This window comes from Stenotrophomonas sp. YJH_SMC_120 (assembly GCF_059368675.1).
The window spans coordinates 1-20225 of record NZ_JCAFRY010000032.1; the positions used below are offsets into that span (position 1 = coordinate 1).

Genomic DNA, 20225 nt, shown 5'->3' on the forward strand with positions numbered 1-20225 from the left:
CAGCGCAATTCCGTGCTGACCCAATGGCTGCACCACTACAACTGGCACCGCCCTCACATGGGGATCGGTGGCCAGCCACCTATTTCCAGAGTCCTGCTGAACAACGTGGTGGGTTTACACAACTAACAGTCGACTCTACCCAGGCGACTCCACATCCCCGGACGCTGCATCAAGATGATCCCTGATCCTGACGTTGGCAGTGAACCGATGTCGAGCATCCATCCTGGCGGGCATTCTCGAACTCATGCCCAGCCCTCAACTGCTTGCCGGCCGCCGATCCATAGTCGGCAACGTCTACACCATCACCATGGTGTGCCGGAACCGCCATCGTGTTTTCGATAGCCCTGCCAATGCCGACCTTGCCATGCAGCTCCTCGGATCGATGGATCGGGAAGGCCTGACTGCATCGTTTGCCTGGGTGATCATGCCGGATCACATCCACTGGCTGGCTCAACTACGTGGCCATTCGCTGGGCTACTGCGTGCAGCGCTTCAAGGCGCGCAGCAGCTTTCTAATCAACCGGCGGCGAGGGAGCCAGGGTGCAATCTGGCAGGCGGGTTATCACGATCATGCGATCCGCAGTGACGCGTCGCTGCACAGGCACGCTTGCTACATTCTGGCAAATCCCGTTCGAGCCGGTCTTGCCGCGCAGATCGGTGACCATCCGTACGGATGGTGCCGCTGGCCGTTGAGCGAGCTTGAGTCGGCAGGCGAACGCGCATGGTAATGGAACCGACCGGGCAGAGTCAGCCGGGCAGAGTCGACCGGGTAGAGTCGACCGGGTAGAGTCGACCCGGTAGAGTCGACTGTTAGTCGACTGCCTTAATCAATGCCGCCGAAGAGCCCGCACTGCGTGCGTTAATCGACTAACAGTCGACTCTACCAGTCGCCGCTACGCGTTAGGTGCCGGCACCCGCACCATCTTCGTCATCAAGTGTTCCACCACACCCGCCGGGTCGGCCGTGCGGCCCACATGCGTGCTCGACATCTGCACGACCGAACTGCGCTTGGCGGTAAGGAAGTGGAAGCGGGCACGCGCGGGCAGTTGCGCGATCGGCCCGGCGCTGGCGTCGCCGCGGCAGATTGCCACGATCGCATCCAGCCATGGTTGCAGCGCCTCCTGATCCAACGCCGGCGCGAACGCCCGCAGGCGCGCAGGATCGATATCGATGGCCGCCTCCAGATGACGCGCGCCAGGACAGGAGACGATCACCCCGACGTTGATGAACTCCTCGCGTTCCACCCGCGGTACCACGCGGATGACCGCGTAGTCATACGTGTGCAGCGTGGGCACGGATGGCCTCCTGCACGAACACCGCACGCACTTTCAGGCGATTCTTGAGATAGTCGATGTAGCCTTGGCGATAGGCCTGCGGGCTGTCGAACGCCGGTTCGTCCACCAGCCAGCTGTCCGGCACCAGGCCGACGATGCGTTCGATCTCGGCATCGGTCAGGCGCGCGGCCAGCTCGGCATCCACCTCGGCGATGCGACTGGCGAACGACAGCAGCACATGGTCGCGGATCAACACGAACGGCTTTTCGCAGGCATCGCCGGCGTTGGCCCAGTCGTGATGGAAGTACATGGCCGCACCGTGGTCGATCAGGTACAGCTTTCGATGCCATACCATCAGGTTGGGGTTGCGGGTGGTGCGATCGACATTGCTGGTGAACGCATCGAACCAGACGATGCGCGAGGCGAGGTCTGGATCCACCGGCATTGCCGCCGGATCGTAATTGATCGCACCGGGCAGGTAGTCCAGGCCCAGGTTCAGGCCCTCGCTGGCGCGGATCAGCTCCTGGATTTCCGGGTCGGGCTCGGTGCGGGCGAACTCGCGGTCCAGCTCGACGAACAGGATTTCCGGAATCGGCAGGCCCAGCGTGCGTGCCATCTCGCCGGCGATCAGCTCGGCGATCAACGCTTTCGGGCCCTGGCCGGCGCCACGGAACTTCAGCACGGCCATGCCGTCGTCGTCGGTCTCGACCACGGCCGGCAGGGAGCCACCTTCCCGCAAGGGCGTGATGTAGCGGAGGGCATGTACGGTGCGCATGCGTGCATTCTAGCGTGGGTGCAGGCGCAACCCTCTGACCGGCGGGGACCGATTTCGGCCTTCACCTGTCCCTTCCGCCTGCGATGGCAGCATCGTCCTCCAGGAACCCTTGGGTTCATGGGCGTACTGGCACTCTCGATGCAGAGGCTCCAGGCCGGGTACCTGCTCGGCTGCCAGCGACGCGCACTGCGAAGCGGAAACCTCATCCACGATGTCCTGCAGGCTACGGAGGTGCACCGATGAGCGACGAATTCACTCCCATTCTGCCGACCTTGGACGATGCCAAGGCGGAAGAAATGATCGGCAAGGTCGTATTGGTCGGGGTTACCCGCTATGGTGGCGACGGTCAGGTAAAGGGGCTGGAGCAATACGCCGGCACGGTGCTGCGCATCAGCGCCGACGAGGGCGTGGTGTTGGCCGACGAGAATGATGGCCACGAGCGCTACCTGCCACCGATGCTGGACCAGTACCAACCGGCCGAGCCCGGCGAGTACCGCATGCGCACCAGCGGCATGATCGTGGTCGACCCCGACTACCTGGCCACCTGGGACCTGCACGCGCAGCAGTAGTGCCAGGCCACGCCTGGCAGATGCCGGCCCGTTGCCGGCCTGCCGGGCGTGGCTCACTTTGCCCCATCCGGCCACTAGCCCTTCCGGCCCATTCACGACAACCCCTGCGGTGCTAGATTCGGGTCCATGCCCGATTCCGGGCACCCATTCACACCCCAGGGGATAAGGATGCTCATCCGTCGAACCTCTCTGGCGGCGGCTGTTGCCGTTGCCACCGTCGGCCTGTTGGCCGCTGGCCCGGCGCTTGCCGATTACGCGAAGCCGCCGGAACACCTGCTCAAGGTGCTGAAGGCGCCGCCGCCGCCGGCGCCGAACGTGGCCCCGGGCGGCCAGCGCCTGCTGCTGACCACCGCGCAGACCTACCCGTCGATCAGCCGCGTCGCCCAGCCGTACCTGAAGCTGGCTGGCGTGCGCCTGGAGCCGAAGAACCGCAGCCGCCATGACACCCCAGGCGGCTACGGCATTCCGGCCTGCGTGGCCGACTTCACCCTGGTCGACATCGGCAGCGGCAAGGAAACCAAGGTCAACCTGCCGCAGGGCTGCGCCACCGGCGCACTGTGGTCGGCCGATGGCAGCCATTTCGCCTTCCAGAATGCGGTCGATACCAGCGTGCAGCTGTGGGTGGGCGATGCGGCCACCGGGCAGGTGAAGCAGGTGCCGAATGTGCAGCTGAACCCGATCTTCGGCTACACCGTGCAGTGGCTGGGTGGCAGCCAGAACCTGCTGGTGAAGCTGGTACCGGCCAACCAGGGCCCGGCACCGTCCAACGGCGGCGTACCGACCGGCCCGGATGCACAGGAGTCGCTGGGCAGCAGTGGCGAGAGCAGCACCTACGAAGCCCGCGACACGCTGACCAGCGTGCATGACGAGAAGCTGTTCGCTTATTACGGTGCCTCGCAGCTGGCCGTGGTCGATACCGCCGCCAACAGCGTGCGTCCGGTCGGGCAGCCGGCGCTGTTCAACGACGTCAGCGCCGCACCCGATGGTGTGCACGTGCTGACTGAATCGATCAAGGCGCCGTACTCGCATGCGGTGACCTACCAGCGCTTCGCCAACGACGTGGCCGTGCTGGACATCGCCAGCGGCAAATCCACGCCGATTGCCAGCCTGCCGCTCGCCGACCGCGTACCGGTGCATGGCGTGCCGGAAGGCCCGCGTGGCTTCGACTGGCGTGCCACCGATCCGGCCACCCTGGTCTATGCCGAGGCACTGGACAAGGGCGACTGGAAAGTCAACGTGCCGCACCGCGACCGCGTGCTGATGCTGAAGGCCCCGTTCAACGGCAAGCCGACCGAAATCACCCGTACCGCGCAGCGATTTGAGGGCTTCGCGTGGACCGCCGATCCGGCCTTGGCGTTCCAGTACGAGAACGACGAGAACCACCACTGGATGCAGACCCGCATCGTCGATGTGGACCAGCCGAAGAAGGAAGGCCGCCTGCTGTGGGACATGTCCAGCGACGAGCTGTATGGCAACCCCGGCAACCTGGTCTTTACCCGCCTGCCGAATGGCGCGCAGGTGGTGCGCCGTGAGGGCAACCATGTGTTCCTCAGCGGCCGTGGCGCGTCGCCGCAGGGCGACCGTCCGTTCCTGGACCGCCTGGACCTGGGCACCCTGAAGAGCGAGCGCCTGTTCCGCAGCAGTGCCGACGCCTACGAACAGTTCCTCGGTTTCAGCAGCACGCCGGGGCGCTACCTGACCTGGCACCAGTCGGTGATCGATCCCCCGAACGCCTTCATCCGGCAGCAGGGTGAGGCAGTGGCTGATGCGAAGACCGGCGAGGCGCAGTTCGCGTCCACCGCGACCGCGCTGACCAAGCTGGTCGACCCGACCCCGGAGGTGCGCCAGATCAAGAAGCAGCTGGTGACCTACAAGCGTGCCGACGGCGTGGACCTGTCGTTCACCCTGTACACGCCGCCGGGCTACAAGGAAGGCCAGCGCGTACCGGCGATCCTGTATGCGTACCCGGCCGACTTCGCCAATGCCGCGCAGGCCGGCCAGGTGTCCGGTTCGCAGCAGACCTTCACCCGTCTGCAGCCGTACCGCCTGATGCTGCTGGCCGGCTACGCGATCATCGACAACGCCTCGTTCCCGATCGTGGGTGACCCGAAGAACGCCTACGACACCTACCTGGAGCAGCTGGAAGCCGACGCCAAGGCGGCGGTGGACAAGGCCGTGGACATGGGCGTGGTCGACCGCAACCGCATCGGCGTGACCGGTCACAGCCACGGCGGCCTGATGACCGCCAACCTGATCGCGCACACCAAGCTGTTCAAGGCCGGCGTGGCGACCAGCGGTTCGTACAACAAGACCTTCACCCCATTCGGCTTCCAGAACGAGCGTCGCTCGGTGTGGCAGGCGCAGGACGTGTACCTGAAGGCCTCGCCGTTCTTCTATGCCGACAAGATCAAGCTGCCGCTGCTGCTGGTCCACGGCGAGGACGACGCCAACCCGGGCACCGAGCCGTTCCAGTCGCGCAAGCTGTACCAGGCGATCCGCGGCAACGGCGGTACCACCCGCCTGGTGATGCTGCCGAACGAGCCGCACTGGTACACCGCGCTGGAGTCGAACGAGCAGCTGGTATCGGAAATGCTGAACTGGTTCGACACCTACGTGAAGAACGCCAAGTGAAGGAACAGGAAGGCCACCTCCGGGTGGCCTTCCTGCATCCTGCTGTAGCGCCAAGCCCACGCTCGGCTGTAACCAGCCGCACGTGCTCTGCAATCAACTGTGGAGACTCGGTAACGACGTGTTACCGGCACATTCGCATGCCACGCAGATGGGCTAGGCTGACCCTGTGAGTTCGTCCCGGGTCGGTGCAATGAAAGCCATCGTTCTTGCTGCAACGTTGTCGTTGGTCCTGGTTTCAAATGCCCATGCCCAGTCGCTGCCCCCCGAGCTGGCGCAGCTGGGGATCATCGCCGGCATGCCCTACGCCAAGGCCAAGCGCCTGCTGGATGCTGCGGGATGGCAGGTGAAGCCGGCGCAGGGCGCGCCGGAATCGCTGGAGGGCTTTCCGGAAGTGGGGTGCCAGAAGGGCGGGAAGCATTGCGCGACGACCTTCGAGAAGGGTGAACAGCAGATTGCGGTGCGGCTGGGCACTACCCTGGCAGGGCAGCCGTTCGTGCAGAGCGCTGATTGAGCACCCGAGCTCACGCCAGCGGCAGGCGGTCCTGCGCATGCGCCAACCGGTCGTGCAGTTCGCGCACGTGCTCGGCCTTGGCATGGATGCGCGTGGTATCACCGAAACTGCGCAGGTAGGCGCACGCGGCGAAGCCGGCACTCTTCTTTTCGTACTCGGCAATCCAGGCCAGGCGATCCGGGTTGTTGGCCTGCTCGGCTGACCACGCGGCCACCGGCGGACGGATGCGGTACCTCAGGCCAACGCGCCACGGCTTTGGTGTCAGGCGCGCACGAAAGCAGTGCTGCAGCCGGCACATGCGCGCGTACAGGGCGTCGGCGCCCAGCGTTCTGAAGAACGCCTGCAGCTGCTCGTCTTCGGGCAGGAACGTGGCATGCATGGCCAGCACGCGCAATCCAGCCGGCGTGCGGTACGTACGCAGATGCCAGTCCGGATGCTGTTCGCTGAAGGCCGCGACCCGCTGCAGGGCCACACCTTCGGCGCCACCGGCCGCGGCCAGGCGCCGCTTGCGCTGCATCAGCATCGCCGTGTTGACCAGCAGCACCGCTGCCACCCCCAGCACCAGTCCCACCAGCCAGTGCCAGAGCAGAGTGCCGATGACGGCGCCAGCGAACAGCAGCACTGCGGCGATGATTGCAGGCATCACGCAACCGGCAGGTGGCTGCGCATGATCGATGTCGGCGAACAGCACGTCCGGGGTGTTCAGGCACAGCGCACCGTAGCTGTTGCGGGTGATGATGACGTCGCCGTCGCGCTGCACGATCTGCTCGCGGATCGGCACGCCCTCCACGCCGTAGTTGCTGCGCACTTCGCGTCGCGGAAGCGCCTGCCCGGCGAGGATGGCATTGAGGGCTTCGTTGGCGCGGCGATCGGCGTGCACCTGCGCCTCGGCAGGGCCTTCGTCGGACCAGCCGAAGCGGCGCACGACCACCGGCCGGCCACGGAAACGGGCCTGCAGGCGGGCTTCGGCCCAGTACGCGGGAACGATCATCATCGTGCGGTGCTCCATCTTCCATGGCAGGTGCCGAAGCGAGTCTGGCACAGCGCCGGTGCGCCCGCATCCGCCTGCTGCAGTGGGCCGGGCGGAGTGATAGATTGCGCGCTTCGCATGCACTCCACCAAGGACGGAGCGATGTTCATGATCCTGCGCGGCCTGTTGGCCCTGGCCTGTGCCGGGGCGGTAGGCGTGGCCACCGCAGCGGTACCGGCAGGGCCGCAGATCCTCACCGAGGATGTCAGCCGTTTCTATGCACTTTATGACAGCGCTGGCGGCAAGCCCAGCGTTGCGCAGCTGCGTGGATACCTGGCCGAGGGTTCGGCCGGCCTGGCCGAACTGGCCAAGGCGCGCCGGGTCACTCCCGAACGCATTGCCGAGTCCATCGCCAGCCAGCCCGAGCTGTATGCACAGGGACGAAACTGCCTGGCCGAACTGCCCGCGGTGAAGCAACGCCTGACGCAGGTGTTTTCCAACCTGCAGGCGATCTACCCGCAGACCCGGTTCCCGCCGGTGACCATCGCGGTGGGCCGCGGCCGGCCGGTCGGGCTGACCTCGAAAAGCGGCGTGATCATTGGTCTGGAAGCGCTGTGCGCGGCCGACTTCATGAATGCCAATGTGCAGGATCGCTTCGTGCATGTGATCGCACACGAATACGTGCACATCCAGCAGACCGGCCTGATCGACTTCGAGCCGGGTGACCCGCGCGCGACAGTGCTGCGTGTTTCGCTGGGCGAGGGCATCGCCGAGTTCATCGCCGAGCTGATTTCAGGCAACGTCGGCAATGGGCGTCACGCGGCCTGGACCCGTGGCCGGGAAGTGCATGTCGAAAGCGCGTTCGCGCTGGATCTGGACAGCACCGATCTGTCGCCGTGGCTGTACAACTACAAGCCGGGCTCGCAGGAACCCTACGACCTGGGGTACTGGGTGGGTTACCGCATCGCCAAGGCCTATTACCTGCAGGCCAAGGACAAGCGTGATGCGGTGCGTGCGCTGATCCAGCAGGACAACCCGAAGACGATCCTGGCCGCCAGCGGCTGGACGCCGGGCATGTGGATGCCGGCGAAAGTCACGGGTGTAGCGGCGCGTACGGCTGCACGCTGAGCACAGGGCAGGGCGTTAGACTGCGCAAGATGATTTCAGGAGTACCCGCATGCGTGGACCTGTTGAGCTTGCCGCTGCAACCGTCGTGACGTTGGGCCTCGCGTTGGCTTCTCCGCTGGGTGCCGCCGAAGTCGTCGCAGTCAATCCGCTGCTGCAGACGCCCATCGACCAGTTGCGCCCCGACGAGGTTCGTTTCATGCAGCAGCGCCTGGCCGATTTTCCGGAGTTGCAGCGCTATCGTGATGCCAACGCGCGACTGCCTGCGGCCGTGCCGGGCCAGCCGCGCGTGGTGTTCTTCGGCGACTCGATCACCGAAGGCTGGGGTGCGGAAGGCAGCGCCGGATTCTTCCCCGGCAAGGGCTGGCTCAACCGCGGCATCAGCGGCCAGACCACGGCGCAGATGCTGGTGCGCTTCCCGCAGGACGTGCTGGCACTGAAGCCACAGGTGGTGGTGATCCTGGCCGGCACCAACGACATTGCCGGCAACACCGGCCCGTCCACGCAGGCGATGATCGAGGACAACCTGCACGCGATGGTGGACCTGGCGCGTGCACATGGCATCGCCGTGGTGCTGGCATCGGTGCTGCCGGTCAACGATTACCCGTGGCTGCCGGGAACAGCGCCAGCGCCGAAGGTGCGTGCATTGAACACGGCATTGAAGCGCTATGCCGATGCGCAGCAGCTGGTCTATCTGGACTACTACACGCCGATGGCCAATGCCGCCGGAGGGCTCGATCCGCAGCTGGCCGAGGATGGCGTGCATCCCACGGCGAAGGGCTATGCGGTGATGGCGCCGTTGGCCGAGGCAGCGGTCAAACGCGCGCTGGAGCAGAAGTAGCTTCTGCGGGCAGACTCGCCAGCAACCACTCACAGAAACTGATCACCAGCGGATCGGCCGCGCTGTCCTCATGCACCAGCCAGCTCCAGCGCGGGCCGCGCACGCGTGCCTCATCCAGCGGCTGCAGCAGCCCCTGATCGCAGGCGCGTGCCGCCAGCAGCTCGCTGACCAGGGCGATACCCAGCCCTTGGCAGGCAGCATCCAGCAGCTGCCCGGGTTCGGAGAAGTTCATGCCTTCGCGGCGCTGGCCGACATCGGCGCCCCCCTGTACCTGCCACTGGCTCCAGTCCATTTCGCGCTCGCCATGCAGGGTGAGGCGTTCGTGCACCGGCGTGGCGAGCAGGGCCGGATGGCAGGCCGGAAAGAGGCGATCCTGCAGCAGCACGCGATGCTGGCACTGCGCCTGTGAGTCGAGGTCATCGCGTACCGCCACGTCCAGCGTCTGCGTGGTCATATCCGGTGCCTCCTCGCTGGTCAGCAGCCACAGGTCGGCGTCGGGATGCAGGCGGTGGAAGCTGGCCAGGCGCGGCACCAGCCAATGCCGGGCAAAGGCTGGACTGGTGTTGACGATCAGTTGATTCGGCTTGCGGTACTGATCGAGCCGGCGGATGCCGCTGGCCAGCTGCCGCAGCAGGGACTGGGTGGTTTCCAGCAGGTCGATGCCGGCGTCGGTGAGGGTGACGCTGCGGCCCTGCCGGAAGAACAACGGCTGCTGCAGCGAGGCTTCCAGACCCCGGATCTGCTGGCTGATGGCCGACTGGGTCAGGTGCAGTTCCTCGGCCGCCCTGTGGAAACTACCCAGGCGGGCGGCTGCCTCGAAACCACGCAGCGCGTTCAGCGGTGGCCAATGCTTCAGCATTTCAGATAAGTAAAACTGTTCAATTGGTGGCTGAATCTATCGTTTGTGCTTATCGATACGCAAGCGCAGCATAGGTCCATCCCACACCGGCCCTGGAGCCCGTCATGAGCAGCCGTCGTCACTTCCTCACCCAGCTGGCGGGCGCCGCTGGCCTTGGCCGCCTGGCCGCCCTCGGCCTGACGGGGCTGCCGACGCGCGTATCCGCAGCGGGGCCGGGTGCGGGTATCTGGCGCATGCCGGACGAGCACGGGCCGCAGGAACGCGTTTTCCTGGCCTTCGCCGCGCAACCGCGGGTGTGGGGCGCGCAGGCCGATGCGGTGAACACCGCCGTGGCACGCCTGGCCCGCACCATCGCCCGCCACCAGCCCGTTAGTGTGCTGTGCCGCCCGGCGCAGCGGAAGCTGGCGCAGGATCGCTGCGGCCGCGACAACATCGAGTTCCTCGAGGGGCCGCTGGATGACATCTGGGTGCGCGACTACGGCGGATGTTTCGTCACCGATGGCAAGGGCGGGCTGGGCCTGGTTGATTTCAACTTCAACGGCTGGGGCGGCAAGCAGAGCGCACGGAACGATGGTGCGGTGGCGCCGTGGCTGGCGCAGGTGACCGGTGCCACGCTGCTGGAAAGCGATCTGGTGGGCGAGGGTGGCGGCATCGAAGTCGATGGCCATGGCACGGCCATCCTCACCGAAAGCTGCTGGGTGAACCGCAATCGCAATCCCGGCTGGTCGCGCGCGGATATCGAGGCCGAGCTGATGCACCACCTCGGCCTGCGGAAGGTGATCTGGCTGCCCGGCATCGCCGGCGAGGACATCACTGACGCACACGTGGATTTCTATGCGCGCTTCGTGCGTCCGGGCGTGGTGATCGCCAATCTGGACGACGATCCGGAGTCCTACGACTACGATCTGACCCGCGAGCACCTGGAGATTCTGCGCGGCGCCACCGATGCCGATGGCCGTCGTCTGCAGGTGCACACGCTGCCGCCGCCGCTGGACGGGCGCGACAACGTGCATACCCGCGACAACGATGATCTGGCGATGGGCTACATCAACTACCTGCCGATCAACGGCGCGGTGGTCGCGCCGCAGTTCGGTGAGGACGCAGCCGATGGCTACTGCCGTGAACTACTGGAAGACATGTATCCCGGTCGTGTGATCGAACAGGTGGACATCGATGCGATCGCCGGTGGCGGTGGCGGCATCCATTGCGTGACCAAGAACATGCCGAAGGTAGGCTGAGGTGCCTCAGGCGTCGTCCTGCTTCAATGCGGCATCGGCAGCCAGCAGCGCCTCGGCGGCTGCACTGAGCGGCGGTGACGGCGGGGCAACCACACCGATCGCTTCCATCATCTTCGGCATGCCCAGGAACTGGCGCGCGCGACGGTCGTAGATGCCGGTGACCAGCAGCGCACGGGTGGCGATCTTCTGCTCGGGCCCGATCAGCACGCGCTGCTCCATGATGCCGCGCGAGCCGACCCAGCCGACCAGGCGCGTTTCCAGGGTGAAGCGCTGGAACGGCTTCAGCTCGCGGCGGAACTGGATGGTGCCGGCGCCGACGATTGGTGCCCACTTCTCGCGCAGTGCCACCCGGCCCAGGCCCATGCGCAGGATCAGGTCCAGCCGGCCCAGGTCGAAGATGTTCCAGTAGCGGCCGTTGGTCATATGCAGGTTGCTGTCCAGATCGTTGGGCAGTACCCGGAACTGCAGCCGCGAGACCCCGAACGGCGCCTCCAGCTTCGGCCGGAACAGGCTGCACAGCAGCAGGTGGAGCAGGCGGAACCAGAGATTCATGGTTATGACGACTGTTATAGAATCGCCGATACGCTAATTTATGACGACTGTCCTGGCAAGGAGCCTGCCGTGAGCCCGCGCCCCTCTGATGCGCCACAACGCGTGATTGATGCTGCGGCACAGATGCTGGCGCGCGTGGGTCTCAATGCCACCAGCATCCGTGAGGTGACCAAGCTGGCCGAGGCGCCGCTGGGTTCCACCTATCACCACTTTCCCGGCGGCAAGCAGGAGCTGCTGGCGCGCGCCACCCACATGGCTGGTGACAAGGTGGAGGCGCTCCTCGTTGAGTTGTTGAAGGGCGGGGCCGTGCAGGGCCTGCAGCAGTTTCTGGCGATGTGGCGCGAGCGCCTGCTGCGGTCCGGGTTCCGCGCGGGTTGTCCGGTGCTGGCCGCTGCCGTCGAAGAGCCGGTCGAGGCGGTTACCAGCCAACCGCGCGTGGCCGCCGCAGAGGTGTTCGTGCGCTGGCAGGGGCATCTGGCCGCAGCCTTCATTGCCGACGGCCACGAACCTGCGGCGGCGGATGGACTGGCCAGCCTGGTGATCGCCAGCGTGGAAGGCGCCGTGGCGATGTGCCGCGCACTGCAGGACATCGCCCCGTTCGACCAGGTGGCCGCGCAGTTGCTGAAGGCCGCCGCGCCTCCTTGATCCGGCTATACGTGTGCGGAGGACGTGCAGCAGGTCATCGGAAGATCATCAGGTAGCCCCAGCCGAGCACGATGGGCAGGAAGGCAGCGATGGCCGACGCGCCAAGCCAACGCAGGTAGCTGCGGGAGGCGGGGGATCCCTGCCGCTTGAGGGCCCAGGCATGCGTCGGGAGCACCAGCAACGCCTGCACCGCAAAGGTGGCTACGGCGGCAAGCCATGCCACCAGGACGCCGAGGCAGCCATCGCTGAAGCAGCGGCTACCAAACCACGAACCCCAACCGGCGAGGCCAATCATTGGAACGAACATCACGAGCGCGGTGGCGCGGGTGAACTGGGAGGCGTGCATGCCGTGGCGCATAGCTCTTCTGGTGGAAAATCATAATCCAGCCGCCGGCGCGCGGGTACAAGGCCGGCGCCAGTGCGGACTGTGGGTGATGGACCCACGGCCCCATCGCGCTAGAATCCGTCCACCACCGCCTACGCGTGCCCGGCAAGGATGTCCGCATGCAGTATCAGGTTTCTGAGGTCCCTGGCCGCAATGCCACGCGCCCGCTGGCGGCGGCATGAAGAACTTGCGCCATTTTTCCATCAGTGCATTGAGGTTGCCCAGGAGCCGCGGCAGTGAAGTCGTGCGTGCGGCTGGCCGCGCACGCGGTGGCCATGATCGTCGCGTTGACCGGCGCCACCGTTTTCCATGCCTCGGGTCTGCAGTGCGCGGCCGCTGTCGATGCAATGCCGCTGCGCTACCCGATTGCGGTAGTGCTGGCCGGGTAGTACTGCAATTCCGGGCGATTTCCTCTGTGCTTCACTTTTTCCAGGAGCTTCATGCGACAGCGCATTGCACGGAAACGCGCCCTGGCCACAACGGTCGTTCTATCGATGGTTGCGGTCGTAGCGCTGATGGCCAGCGTGCGCCCGCAGTGGCGGCGGGAAGTCGGCCCGCCGCCGATCAATCTGGGAACGGCACGGATGCAGGCCGAAGTGATGGCAGAGCTCATCGACCTGCGACCGACACCGCCAGGAAAGCCGCCGGTTCCACCGACTCCAATGAAGAGAGTCTCCTCCCCGATGCTGGCCGGAAACAGTGGGTTCGCGACCGCAGCGGTGCGGTTGGAAGACGTCGCGCCAGCACACTTCGAGCCGCCCAGCTGGGAGCCCGACATTCCATTCGCTGTGATGGAATGGACTGCGCCTTCCTGCGGTGAAGGATATCCCGCCCCGGTCTGCCAGGTTCGTCACAGCGTGGTCGAGTGGCGCGATGATGACAGTGCGGCGTCCTTTCAATTGCAGCAGCATCTGGAGTCGATGCTGCAGGTTGCGAACCGCCGGGCTTCACGGGTACCCGGTCTCGCGTTCGAGCTTGCACACGTGCGGGCGCAACGGATGACGTGGGACGAGCTTCAGCAACGGCGCGCGCGCGGTATCGAGGGATGCACGGGTGGCCCGGGCAATCCGGATCTGGGCGTTGTCTATCTGCAGCGTCCTGTGTTCAGCCTGGATGGGAACTGGGCAATGGCATCGGTCGCCTCGGATCTGTGCAGTGGAGGAACGGCGATGCGTGTCCTCTACCTTCTGCATCGCAGGAAGGGCGGCTGGGAGCGTGTTCGAGTGGAGCCTGTCCGCCATATGAGCTTTGGACAGGGCCTGTGGCCCGCGTTGCCGGAGTCGTGATGATAGATACCTCGTTCAAGCCAAACCGTGACTGCCAACAACGGATCGCCTGGCGACGCATTGCATCGCTGGCGGCGGCGCTGTCGGCCTTGGCGCTCATGGCCGGGATCTGCAGCCTGCGCCCGAGTTGGCAGCAGGAGATCGGTCGGCTACCGATCAACCTGGGAACAGCGCAGATGCAGGCGGAGGCGATGGCGCTGGCGATCCGGCAGAGCCCCCCATTCCCCCCTCCACCCCCGCCAGTGCCGCAGCCAACGCCAGTTCTGCCATCGTCGCTGAGCGAGGTGCCCAGCGCACCGCAGACACCGTCCACGCGCGTTGATCAATGGCGCCCGCAGGAACAGCCGCAGTTGACCGACCCGGTGGGGGAGGACATCTACGTGATGGAGCAGACCTTGCCCTATTGCTGGCCGGGCAGCAGTGCCTCCATCTGCCAGGAGGTGGACGACCTGGTCCTGCCGCTGGACGATTGGTGGCCGCCGGACATCCATGCGCTGCGGTTGCAGCTGCAGGCGGACCTGGTTCCCGTCAATCGCCGGTCCACGCCAGTGCCTGCGGCCGCATTGGCCGGTGCGCAGCGGATGGACGGCGCGGGGCTTCGAGCGCTGCGGGAGCAAGGGTGCGGGGCAACGGTGCATGGGCCGACTCGGACATACGACCACGTCGCCTATCTGACCCGGCCTGTTTTCAGCGTCGATGGGCAGTGGGCTATGATTGCGGTCGCCTGGGATTCGTGTTCCGACGATTTCGTCTACCGGGAGCTTGTCGTGCTGCATCGGGAACAAGGACGCTGGATGGCCGAACCCCGGAACGGGGTCTGGGCGGCGTATGGGACGGCCGCATACTGCGGCCCTGGACGTACAACCACTGACGAGGAAGAGCGCATGGATGTCGCTGCACGCAGGAACAGGACGTTGTTTCGTTGGATCATGGTGACGCTGCTGGCAGTATTGATGCCGTTTGCGGCACTGGCGCAGCCCGCAGCCGGGCAGGCCGAAGCCGCCACTGCCGCGGAAGAGGCGCGATGCCGCGCCTGCAGCTATGAGCGTATCGGGCACAAGGTCGATATCGGGCTGGTTGCACTGGTGTCGCTGCTGGTGGTGGGCCTGCTGGTAGCGGCGTCCCGCGAGTGGGGCACCACCTCGCAGCGCTGGACCTGCCGCACGCTGGCTCTGTTGCTGGTGGGTGTCGGTGTGGCATTGCTGTGGTGGGCTGGCAGCGTCGTCTACCTGGGCTACAACCCGTGGCAGGAAATGGCCGCCCCTGTCGATGGTTCGCTTACCTCGACACTGCTCAACACCTCACCGAAGTGGCTGGCGGCGCTGGCGTTGATTGGTTTCGCACCTTCCATCTGGAAGCGCAGCGAGCGCCTGCCAGCCTGGCGTATCGGCTGATCCTGGAACGACGGCGCCGGATCACACCCGGCGCCGCCTGCGGTCATCAGTCAAACCGCAAACGCACACCAGCGTAGATGCCACGGCCTTCGCCCGGCGTCGAGCGGGCAATATCCCTGCCTGCGTCGTCGTAGCCCGGCGTGACCGTGGCGGCGTAGTGGCGGTTGCCGAGGTTGCGCATCTCCGCCCAGGCCTGCCAGCGGCCACCGGGTGCGTCGTAGCCGATGCGGCTGCCGAAGATCACGTGGCTGTCGGCCCAGTAGCTGTTGGCGTAGTCGACGGCGATGCGCGAGGCGTATTCGGTATTGAGCGCGGCGTACAGGCCGGATGCATGATCGAAGCGCAGCTCGGCCTGGTAGGCGTGGCGCGGCAAGCCGGGCAGGCGGTTGCTGCCGAAACGCGCGTCGTGGGGATAGCGGAAATCGCTGAAGGTATACGCCTGGCGCAGCGACAGGCGGCCCGGTGCAGCCTGCCACAGCGTGCTGTCCAATCCGGCCTCCATGCCGCGGTGAACGGTGGGGCTGGCGTTGTTCTCGGCGATGAACAGGTTCGGCACCGGTTGCAGTTCGACGCTCAGCAGTTCGTGGTTCACGTGAGCGTAGTAGCCGGTCAGTTCCCAGCGGCCCAGCGCGGCGTCACCGCGCGCGCCCAGTTCCAGCGTGGTGGCGGTCTGGTTCTGCATCGGCACCGGCGCGCGCTGGCGGCCGCTGGACGGGCCATTGCCCGGCCCGAAGTACTGGTTCGAGCCCCAGATCATCGACCACGGATGTGGCGCCTCCACCGAGCGGCTGAGGTTGCCGAACCACTGGGTCTGGGCGCTGTGCTGCCAAGTGAAGCCCAGTCGCGGCGCATAGTCCCAGTCGTGGTCGCGCAGGCGGCCACCACTGCTTGGCCAGGTCACCTGCACATCGCGGCGGGTGTTGATCAGCGCCAGCCCGGTCTGCATGCGCAGACGGTCGTTCAACGCCAGGGTGTTGCTGACGTGCAGCGTGCTGTCGGTGCCGTGGTGCCGGAAGTCACGCGTGCGCGTACCGGCGGCATAGCCGTTGCTGGCAAAGCGCAGCGACTCGCGCACATCGGCGTCCAGATCGTGGGTGACGCGCAGGCCGACCGTGGTCTCGCTGTCCAGGCCGAACAGCCGGTGGCGGCGGCGGTAGTCCAGCGTGGCGTTGAGGTTGGCGTAGTCCAGCTGCTGCCGGTACAGGCTCTCGTTCAAGTCCATCGGGTACTTGTGATAGACCAGCCCGGCCTGCAACGAGGAGTCCTCATCGATCTGCAGCGTGGTGACGTTGCCCACCCAGGTGCTGCCCGGCTGCGGGCGACGTGCATCGATGGCCAGGTTGGCCGCATTCGCGGCACGCGGATCGTTGCGGATCTGATCGCGGGTCAGGCGGCCGGGCGTTTCATGATTGGTTTCGCGATAGCGCACAAAGAAGCGCGTCTGCAGGTCGGGCGTGATCTGCCATCCCACATTCGCCATCGCACCCTTGCCGTCGCCGCGCGTATGACGCTGGTAACCGTCGAATTCGGTATCGGTGTAGGCCAGGAAGTAGTCGACATCACCACTGACGCCGCCCCAGCTGATGCCGCGCTTCTGGTAGCCACGGCTGCCGGCTTCGTAGTGCAGCTGCACGCCCGCCGAATCACGACCGCTGCGGCTGACGTAGTCGATGGCACCACCCAGCGCCAACGCACCGCGCTCGAAGCCGTTGGCGCCGCGCAGGACTTCCACGCGCGACAGCCACAGCGGTTCCAGCAGCTCGTAGGGCGTGCCCCCCGGGCCGGTCAGTGGCAGGCCGTCGATCGACACCGCAATACCCGAGGCGTGCGCGCCCGGGCCCCGGTTGATGCCCGAGCCACGGATCGAGATCTTGGTGCCCTCATTACCCGGCGACTGCGCGCTGATACCCGGCTGGTAGGCCAGCACATCGGCGCTGGTGGACAGTCGGCTGTCGGCCTTGGCCATGTCGATCAGGTTGCTGGCGCCGGGCACGCGCTTCAGCGCCTCGCGCGCCTGCGCGCTGGCATCGGCGGCAGCGGTGACCTGCACGGCATCCAGCGTGGTGGCCTGTGGGGCCGCAGCGGCGGTGGAAGAGAGGCCGAGGGAAACGGCCAGGAACAGCAGCGAGGGGGTGGGGCGGTACGACGAGAGCGACATGCGGGAATGCTGTAAACTACCAAAGTGGCGCGCAAGTTAACAGGTCGGCGGCGTCACGTCACCCGTCGCTCGCGTATGGCCGCCCGCAACATCCATGTAGAGCCGAGTCCATGCTCGGCTATCGCGCGCAGCGCGGGTCTCCTGAGATCGCAACGAAGAGCAGCCGAGCATGGGCTCGGCTCTGCAGCAGGGTTTAGGGCGAGGGCTTCGCCAGCGCCTTGGCCTTCGCGTACAGCGCCTTGGCAATCTCTGCATCGCCCAATGCCGCATGGCACTCGGCCAGGCTGTCCCACGCGTTGGCCGAATCCGGATACAACTCGGCGTTGAGCGCGAACACTTTCAGTGCCTTGCTGGCACCCAGACTCTCGCGGATGGCATAGCCATCGGCATTGATCGCACGTTCCAGTTCATCGGTGGGAACGCCATTGCTGTCGCGCAGCCAGCTACGCATTCGCGGTTTCGCATCGGTGCTGTCATCCAGCGCATAGCCGATCAGCCGCTCGGACAGCACAGCGTGCGGAAACTCCCCGGGCGCAACCACCGCCATCGTGCTCTCCACCAGCGTGCTGGACCAGACATTGCGGGCGCTGCCGTTGGTCAGGTACACGAACATCCAGTAGCCACTGGCCAGCGTGCCCTTGTAGGCCAGCCGGGCACGTACGCGGGTGCCGCCGTCATGGCCGACCTGGGTGTAGTCGTCGCTTCGGGTGGTGTCCCAACCGGTGGAGAAGAAATTGCTGCCGCCACCGCTCAGTTTCTGCGGCTGCCAGAGCTTTTCCAGGGTCGCCGTGCGCACCAGCTTTCCGCTCGCCAGCGCCTGCAGGAAACGGTTCATGTCGCCCACGGTGGTCTGCAGATCGGCATGGCCCCAGCCGTAGTCCGGCCAGGCATCTTCATTGGCCGGCTGCAGCTGGCCGTCCTTGCCGGTGTAAGGCACCGCCGCGCGCTTGGCTGGCACGCTGGCAACGCCCCACGAGGTGCTGGTCATCTTCAGCGGTTGCAGGATGCGTTCGCGAGCGATGGCCGGGTAGGGCTTGCGGTAGTGCGCTTGCAGCAACGCCGTCAGCACCAGGTAGTTGGCCTGGGTGTACTGCACGCGGCTGCCGGTGGCGAACTGCATCGGTGTCGCGCCGGCTACCTTCAGTGCAGCGCCAAGGTCAGGGGCTACACCGGGGTAGCCCTTGCTGACCCAACGGTTGTCGACACGATCGTAGTACTCGCCGATACCCGAGCTGTGGTTGAGGAAATCGCGCACGTGGATTGCCTGCCATGCTGCAGGCAGGTCCGGCACATAGCGGCTGGCCGGTGCATCCAGATCCACCTTGCCCTGGTCGACCAACTGCATCACCAGCGTGCTGGTCAGCAGCTTGGCCATCGACTGCGCGGCGAAGATGGTCTCGACGGTGGCGGGCGCATGGGTAGCGGGATCACGTTCACCGCTGGCGCCCTGGTACAGCACCTGACCGTTGTGGGCGACCAGTACCGCCTGGCCGGCGATGCCGTAGCGTTCGCGGTTGGTCTGCAGTTGGGTGCTGAGCTGCTTGGAAAGATCGCCGGCAGTTTCAAGCGCCGAAACGGGTGGGATCGCAAACAGCGTGCAGAGCAATGCAACGGCCAGGGTGCGGTACATCGCGGTGATCCATCAGCGGTGATGGCGCATGTTGGTCACGGCGGGAGTTGGGGTCAAGTCAGGCCGGATCTCTGTTCCACTCAGGCACAAAGGTGAGCAGGGATGAAGCAAGGCGGAAGCCTTTGGTAGCAGGTCTGTCGCGATTGCCCCTTCTGGCGCGCGGGGCCTTCAGATACAACGTCGGACCGGAGCGCGGCGATCTTGGATCAGGCCCCAGCCGGATAGACCTGTCCATTGAAGGTCTGTTGGCCGCGTCGCCACCTCGTAACACTGTGACTGCCGGATCGAGTAAATCTGCGGTCGCCCGCAACTGGAAGCAAATAATGGCCAAGCCCCGTGAATTCAAAAAACTGGTGGCATACCTGCAGAAGATTCCTGCGATGTCCGAGCCCATCCACTGGCAGCCCTGCGACGATGGAACTTGGTCTGTCGGCTTTTCGCTTGCCTTGGAGCACCCGCTGGCGTGGAGCGCGGTGCAGGAGTTTGCGTAAGTGCTCAACACGCTTTCTGCGTCGGAGCTTCTCCCCACTCGTTTCCTGCCCACGGCGCCACCGCCCTATCTCAATGGTCCGGCATGCTGGTATCTGGGCTGGCGCATCGAATCGACGCTACCCGGCATCAAGCCTGATGAGGTGCTTGAGTGGCTTGAAGGGCGATTGCCGCAGCCAGTAGACGACGAATCGAAGTGGATCCCATCCATTGTTGAAGACTGCGAATCGCCTGACGATGAGGAGTGAGCCGGACGTGCCGATCTCTTGCTGCTGTTGGTTCAGTGGGATACCACTCCGCTGATGCACCGGTGCAAGTAATGCCAGGTTCCGCCAACGAAGCTGTGATGAAAGACCAACTTCTGGACGAGCTGCTGCGGGCTTCACGAATGCTTACTTCAGAAGAGGTTGCCACATTTGACCGGACGGTTCAGGCGCTATCAGGCCTGGAGTTTGCCAATCGCGAGCTGGGAGTCCTCTTCTCGATATTCGCCGATGACACTCCACATCATGAAGTCATGTGGGGGCTTCTTCATCTCGTCGAGACAAGTGACAGCGAGATTTTGATTTCCGCGCTTGTCCAATCAACTCCCATGCGTCGCGTGGCACCAGAATGGTTGGAGACTTTCATCTGCAGGTTGCTTAATAGTGATCTACACAGAAATGTGTTGATTGCTTACCTGAAGAGCATGGCCTCGACGAAGGGTGCAGTAGAAGTCGTCTCCTTGATCGAAGCGCTGAAGGATGATACGTCGGACAGGATTCGAGCAAAGGCATCGGTGGTCGCCTCGGCACTGATGTAGCGGAGTGAGCGCCGACCAAGGTCGGCATCTACCAGAGCGTCCCCGCATCAGGGGGGGGAGCGGACGGCGGACGGCGGCACGGGCAATGCTTG

At 65.4% G+C, this 20225-nt stretch carries 23 protein-coding genes; 15 read left to right on the forward strand and 8 right to left on the reverse strand.

The window, feature by feature from the left end; genetic code table 11:
- Together AC5P60_RS20795 and AC5P60_RS20800 are read left to right on the forward strand one after the other, a co-directional pair.
- The coding region (locus tag AC5P60_RS20795; RefSeq protein ID WP_146257439.1) for an integrase core domain-containing protein at window positions 1-126 on the forward strand (126 nt) is incomplete at its 5' end.
- 118 nt (window positions 127-244) lie between these two features.
- Window positions 245-727: an REP-associated tyrosine transposase gene (locus AC5P60_RS20800; protein ID WP_024957222.1), complete on the forward strand. Its 483-nt coding sequence runs from the start codon at window positions 245-247 to the stop codon at window positions 725-727.
- Between the two features lie 165 nt (window positions 728-892).
- On the opposite strand, the gene AC5P60_RS20805 is transcribed toward AC5P60_RS20800, so the two are convergent.
- Complete coding sequence (locus AC5P60_RS20805) at window positions 893-1294, reverse strand: DUF3037 domain-containing protein (protein WP_483693968.1); 402 nt, start codon at window positions 1292-1294, stop codon at window positions 893-895.
- Window positions 1272-2048, reverse strand: a complete 777-nt coding sequence (locus AC5P60_RS20810; RefSeq protein ID WP_032966914.1) for a HipA family kinase — start codon at window positions 2046-2048, stop codon at window positions 1272-1274. Before AC5P60_RS20810 ends, AC5P60_RS20805 begins: the two co-directional genes overlap by 23 nt.
- Window positions 2049-2287: 239 nt before the next feature.
- Here AC5P60_RS20810 and AC5P60_RS20815 point away from each other — a divergent pair, with 239 nt between their 5' ends.
- The 3 genes from AC5P60_RS20815 to AC5P60_RS20825 all read left to right on the forward strand — a co-directional run bounded on the left by AC5P60_RS20815 (window position 2288) and on the right by AC5P60_RS20825 (window position 5759).
- Window positions 2288-2617, forward strand: coding sequence for a hypothetical protein (locus tag AC5P60_RS20815; RefSeq protein ID WP_005413891.1), 330 nt, complete (start codon window positions 2288-2290; stop codon window positions 2615-2617).
- A 168-nt stretch (window positions 2618-2785) separates the two neighbouring features.
- A complete protein-coding gene (locus AC5P60_RS20820) occupies window positions 2786-5248 on the forward strand; it encodes a S9 family peptidase (protein ID WP_483693967.1) in 2463 nt (820 codons plus the stop codon).
- Window positions 5249-5438: 190 nt separating this feature from the next.
- On the forward strand, window positions 5439-5759 hold the full coding sequence (locus AC5P60_RS20825; protein WP_483693966.1) for a hypothetical protein: 321 nt from the start codon (window positions 5439-5441) through the stop codon (window positions 5757-5759).
- Between the two features lie 10 nt (window positions 5760-5769).
- On the opposite strand, the gene AC5P60_RS20830 is transcribed toward AC5P60_RS20825, so the two are convergent.
- On the reverse strand, window positions 5770-6753 hold the full coding sequence (locus tag AC5P60_RS20830; protein WP_483693965.1) for a hypothetical protein: 984 nt from the start codon (window positions 6751-6753) through the stop codon (window positions 5770-5772).
- Between the two features lie 138 nt (window positions 6754-6891).
- On the opposite strand from AC5P60_RS20830, the gene AC5P60_RS20835 reads away from it, so the two are divergent.
- Entirely contained in the window at window positions 6892-7857 is a 966-nt protein-coding gene (locus tag AC5P60_RS20835; protein ID WP_099490502.1) for a DUF2268 domain-containing putative Zn-dependent protease, read from the forward strand.
- Window positions 7858-7906: 49 nt separating this feature from the next.
- Window positions 7907-8695, forward strand: coding sequence for an SGNH/GDSL hydrolase family protein (locus AC5P60_RS20840; RefSeq protein WP_262101915.1), 789 nt, complete (start codon window positions 7907-7909; stop codon window positions 8693-8695).
- On the opposite strand, the gene AC5P60_RS20845 is transcribed toward AC5P60_RS20840, so the two are convergent.
- Window positions 8670-9554, reverse strand: coding sequence for a LysR family transcriptional regulator (locus AC5P60_RS20845; RefSeq protein ID WP_262101914.1), 885 nt, complete (start codon window positions 9552-9554; stop codon window positions 8670-8672). The genes AC5P60_RS20840 and AC5P60_RS20845 overlap by 26 nt on opposite strands.
- 104 nt (window positions 9555-9658) lie before the next feature.
- Here AC5P60_RS20845 and AC5P60_RS20850 point away from each other — a divergent pair, with 104 nt between their 5' ends.
- Window positions 9659-10792, forward strand: a complete 1134-nt coding sequence (locus AC5P60_RS20850) for an agmatine deiminase family protein (protein WP_322535167.1) — start codon at window positions 9659-9661, stop codon at window positions 10790-10792.
- A gap of 6 nt (window positions 10793-10798) precedes the next feature.
- On the opposite strand, the gene AC5P60_RS20855 is transcribed toward AC5P60_RS20850, so the two are convergent.
- The gene (locus AC5P60_RS20855; RefSeq protein ID WP_049397600.1) at window positions 10799-11344 is read right to left on the reverse strand and encodes a thioesterase family protein; all 546 of its coding nucleotides are present in this window, start codon (window positions 11342-11344) and stop codon (window positions 10799-10801) included.
- Window positions 11345-11413: 69 nt separating this feature from the next.
- Here AC5P60_RS20855 and AC5P60_RS20860 point away from each other — a divergent pair, with 69 nt between their 5' ends.
- Window positions 11414-11989: a TetR/AcrR family transcriptional regulator gene (locus tag AC5P60_RS20860; RefSeq protein ID WP_065183680.1), complete on the forward strand. Its 576-nt coding sequence runs from the start codon at window positions 11414-11416 to the stop codon at window positions 11987-11989.
- A 34-nt stretch (window positions 11990-12023) separates the two neighbouring features.
- Here AC5P60_RS20860 and AC5P60_RS20865 read toward each other — a convergent pair whose 3' ends face one another.
- Entirely contained in the window at window positions 12024-12347 is a 324-nt protein-coding gene (locus AC5P60_RS20865; RefSeq protein WP_099484306.1) for a hypothetical protein, read from the reverse strand.
- Window positions 12348-12610: 263 nt separating this feature from the next.
- Between AC5P60_RS20865 and AC5P60_RS20870 the strand changes: the two genes are divergently transcribed.
- The 3 genes from AC5P60_RS20870 to AC5P60_RS20880 are packed head-to-tail and all read left to right on the forward strand — an operon-like array spanning window position 12611 to window position 15054.
- Window positions 12611-12763 (forward strand): hypothetical protein, encoded by a 153-nt coding sequence (locus AC5P60_RS20870; protein ID WP_483693963.1) that lies wholly within the window; start codon window positions 12611-12613, stop codon window positions 12761-12763.
- Between the two features lie 51 nt (window positions 12764-12814).
- Window positions 12815-13660, forward strand: a complete 846-nt coding sequence (locus AC5P60_RS20875; protein ID WP_483693962.1) for an energy transducer TonB — start codon at window positions 12815-12817, stop codon at window positions 13658-13660.
- Window positions 13660-15054 carry a hypothetical protein gene (locus AC5P60_RS20880; protein ID WP_483693961.1) on the forward strand — a complete coding sequence of 465 codons (1395 nt, stop codon included), beginning with the start codon at window positions 13660-13662 and terminating at the stop codon, window positions 15052-15054. Before AC5P60_RS20875 ends, AC5P60_RS20880 begins: the two co-directional genes overlap by 1 nt.
- Window positions 15055-15100: 46 nt before the next feature.
- Here the strand turns inward: AC5P60_RS20880 and AC5P60_RS20885 are convergent, their stop codons facing one another.
- Both AC5P60_RS20885 and AC5P60_RS20890 read right to left on the reverse strand, forming a co-directional pair.
- Complete coding sequence (locus AC5P60_RS20885) at window positions 15101-17212, reverse strand: TonB-dependent receptor family protein (protein ID WP_483693960.1); 2112 nt, start codon at window positions 17210-17212, stop codon at window positions 15101-15103.
- Between the two features lie 193 nt (window positions 17213-17405).
- Window positions 17406-18842 carry a serine hydrolase domain-containing protein gene (locus AC5P60_RS20890; protein ID WP_164222209.1) on the reverse strand — a complete coding sequence of 479 codons (1437 nt, stop codon included), beginning with the start codon at window positions 18840-18842 and terminating at the stop codon, window positions 17406-17408.
- Window positions 18843-19165: 323 nt separating this feature from the next.
- Here AC5P60_RS20890 and AC5P60_RS20895 point away from each other — a divergent pair, with 323 nt between their 5' ends.
- The 3 genes from AC5P60_RS20895 (at window position 19166) to AC5P60_RS20905 (ending at window position 20133) form a co-directional block, all read left to right on the forward strand.
- Window positions 19166-19333 carry a hypothetical protein gene (locus AC5P60_RS20895; RefSeq protein WP_495201819.1) on the forward strand — a complete coding sequence of 56 codons (168 nt, stop codon included), beginning with the start codon at window positions 19166-19168 and terminating at the stop codon, window positions 19331-19333.
- On the forward strand, window positions 19334-19579 hold the full coding sequence (locus tag AC5P60_RS20900) for a hypothetical protein (protein ID WP_483693958.1): 246 nt from the start codon (window positions 19334-19336) through the stop codon (window positions 19577-19579).
- Window positions 19580-19677: 98 nt separating this feature from the next.
- Complete coding sequence (locus AC5P60_RS20905) at window positions 19678-20133, forward strand: Imm30 family immunity protein (RefSeq protein ID WP_483693956.1); 456 nt, start codon at window positions 19678-19680, stop codon at window positions 20131-20133.
- The last annotated feature ends 92 nt before the right edge of the window (window positions 20134-20225 follow it).

What these genes read in the sequence shown, in the direction of transcription:
- AC5P60_RS20895 (WP_495201819.1), top strand. Translation starts at nt 19,166, where the DNA reads ATGGCCAAGCCCCGTGAATTCAAAAAACTGGTGGCATACCTGCAGAAG.
- AC5P60_RS20840 (WP_262101915.1), top strand. Translation starts at nt 7,907, where the DNA reads ATGCGTGGACCTGTTGAGCTTGCCGCTGCAACCGTCGTGACGTTGGGC.
- AC5P60_RS20820 (WP_483693967.1), top strand. Translation starts at nt 2,786, where the DNA reads ATGCTCATCCGTCGAACCTCTCTGGCGGCGGCTGTTGCCGTTGCCACC.
- AC5P60_RS20850 (WP_322535167.1), top strand. Translation starts at nt 9,659, where the DNA reads ATGAGCAGCCGTCGTCACTTCCTCACCCAGCTGGCGGGCGCCGCTGGC.
- AC5P60_RS20875 (WP_483693962.1), top strand. Translation starts at nt 12,815, where the DNA reads ATGCGACAGCGCATTGCACGGAAACGCGCCCTGGCCACAACGGTCGTT.
- AC5P60_RS20815 (WP_005413891.1), top strand. Translation starts at nt 2,288, where the DNA reads ATGAGCGACGAATTCACTCCCATTCTGCCGACCTTGGACGATGCCAAG.
- AC5P60_RS20855 (WP_049397600.1), bottom strand. Translation starts at nt 11,344, where the DNA reads ATGAATCTCTGGTTCCGCCTGCTCCACCTGCTGCTGTGCAGCCTGTTC.
- AC5P60_RS20845 (WP_262101914.1), bottom strand. Translation starts at nt 9,554, where the DNA reads ATGCTGAAGCATTGGCCACCGCTGAACGCGCTGCGTGGTTTCGAGGCA.
- AC5P60_RS20885 (WP_483693960.1), bottom strand. Translation starts at nt 17,212, where the DNA reads ATGTCGCTCTCGTCGTACCGCCCCACCCCCTCGCTGCTGTTCCTGGCC.
- AC5P60_RS20880 (WP_483693961.1), top strand. Translation starts at nt 13,660, where the DNA reads ATGATAGATACCTCGTTCAAGCCAAACCGTGACTGCCAACAACGGATC.
- AC5P60_RS20810 (WP_032966914.1), bottom strand. Translation starts at nt 2,048, where the DNA reads ATGCGCACCGTACATGCCCTCCGCTACATCACGCCCTTGCGGGAAGGT.
- AC5P60_RS20890 (WP_164222209.1), bottom strand. Translation starts at nt 18,842, where the DNA reads ATGTACCGCACCCTGGCCGTTGCATTGCTCTGCACGCTGTTTGCGATC.
- AC5P60_RS20905 (WP_483693956.1), top strand. Translation starts at nt 19,678, where the DNA reads ATGAAAGACCAACTTCTGGACGAGCTGCTGCGGGCTTCACGAATGCTT.
- AC5P60_RS20835 (WP_099490502.1), top strand. Translation starts at nt 6,892, where the DNA reads ATGTTCATGATCCTGCGCGGCCTGTTGGCCCTGGCCTGTGCCGGGGCG.
- AC5P60_RS20865 (WP_099484306.1), bottom strand. Translation starts at nt 12,347, where the DNA reads ATGCGCCACGGCATGCACGCCTCCCAGTTCACCCGCGCCACCGCGCTC.
- AC5P60_RS20800 (WP_024957222.1), top strand. Translation starts at nt 245, where the DNA reads ATGCCCAGCCCTCAACTGCTTGCCGGCCGCCGATCCATAGTCGGCAAC.
- AC5P60_RS20825 (WP_483693966.1), top strand. Translation starts at nt 5,439, where the DNA reads ATGAAAGCCATCGTTCTTGCTGCAACGTTGTCGTTGGTCCTGGTTTCA.
- AC5P60_RS20830 (WP_483693965.1), bottom strand. Translation starts at nt 6,753, where the DNA reads ATGATGATCGTTCCCGCGTACTGGGCCGAAGCCCGCCTGCAGGCCCGT.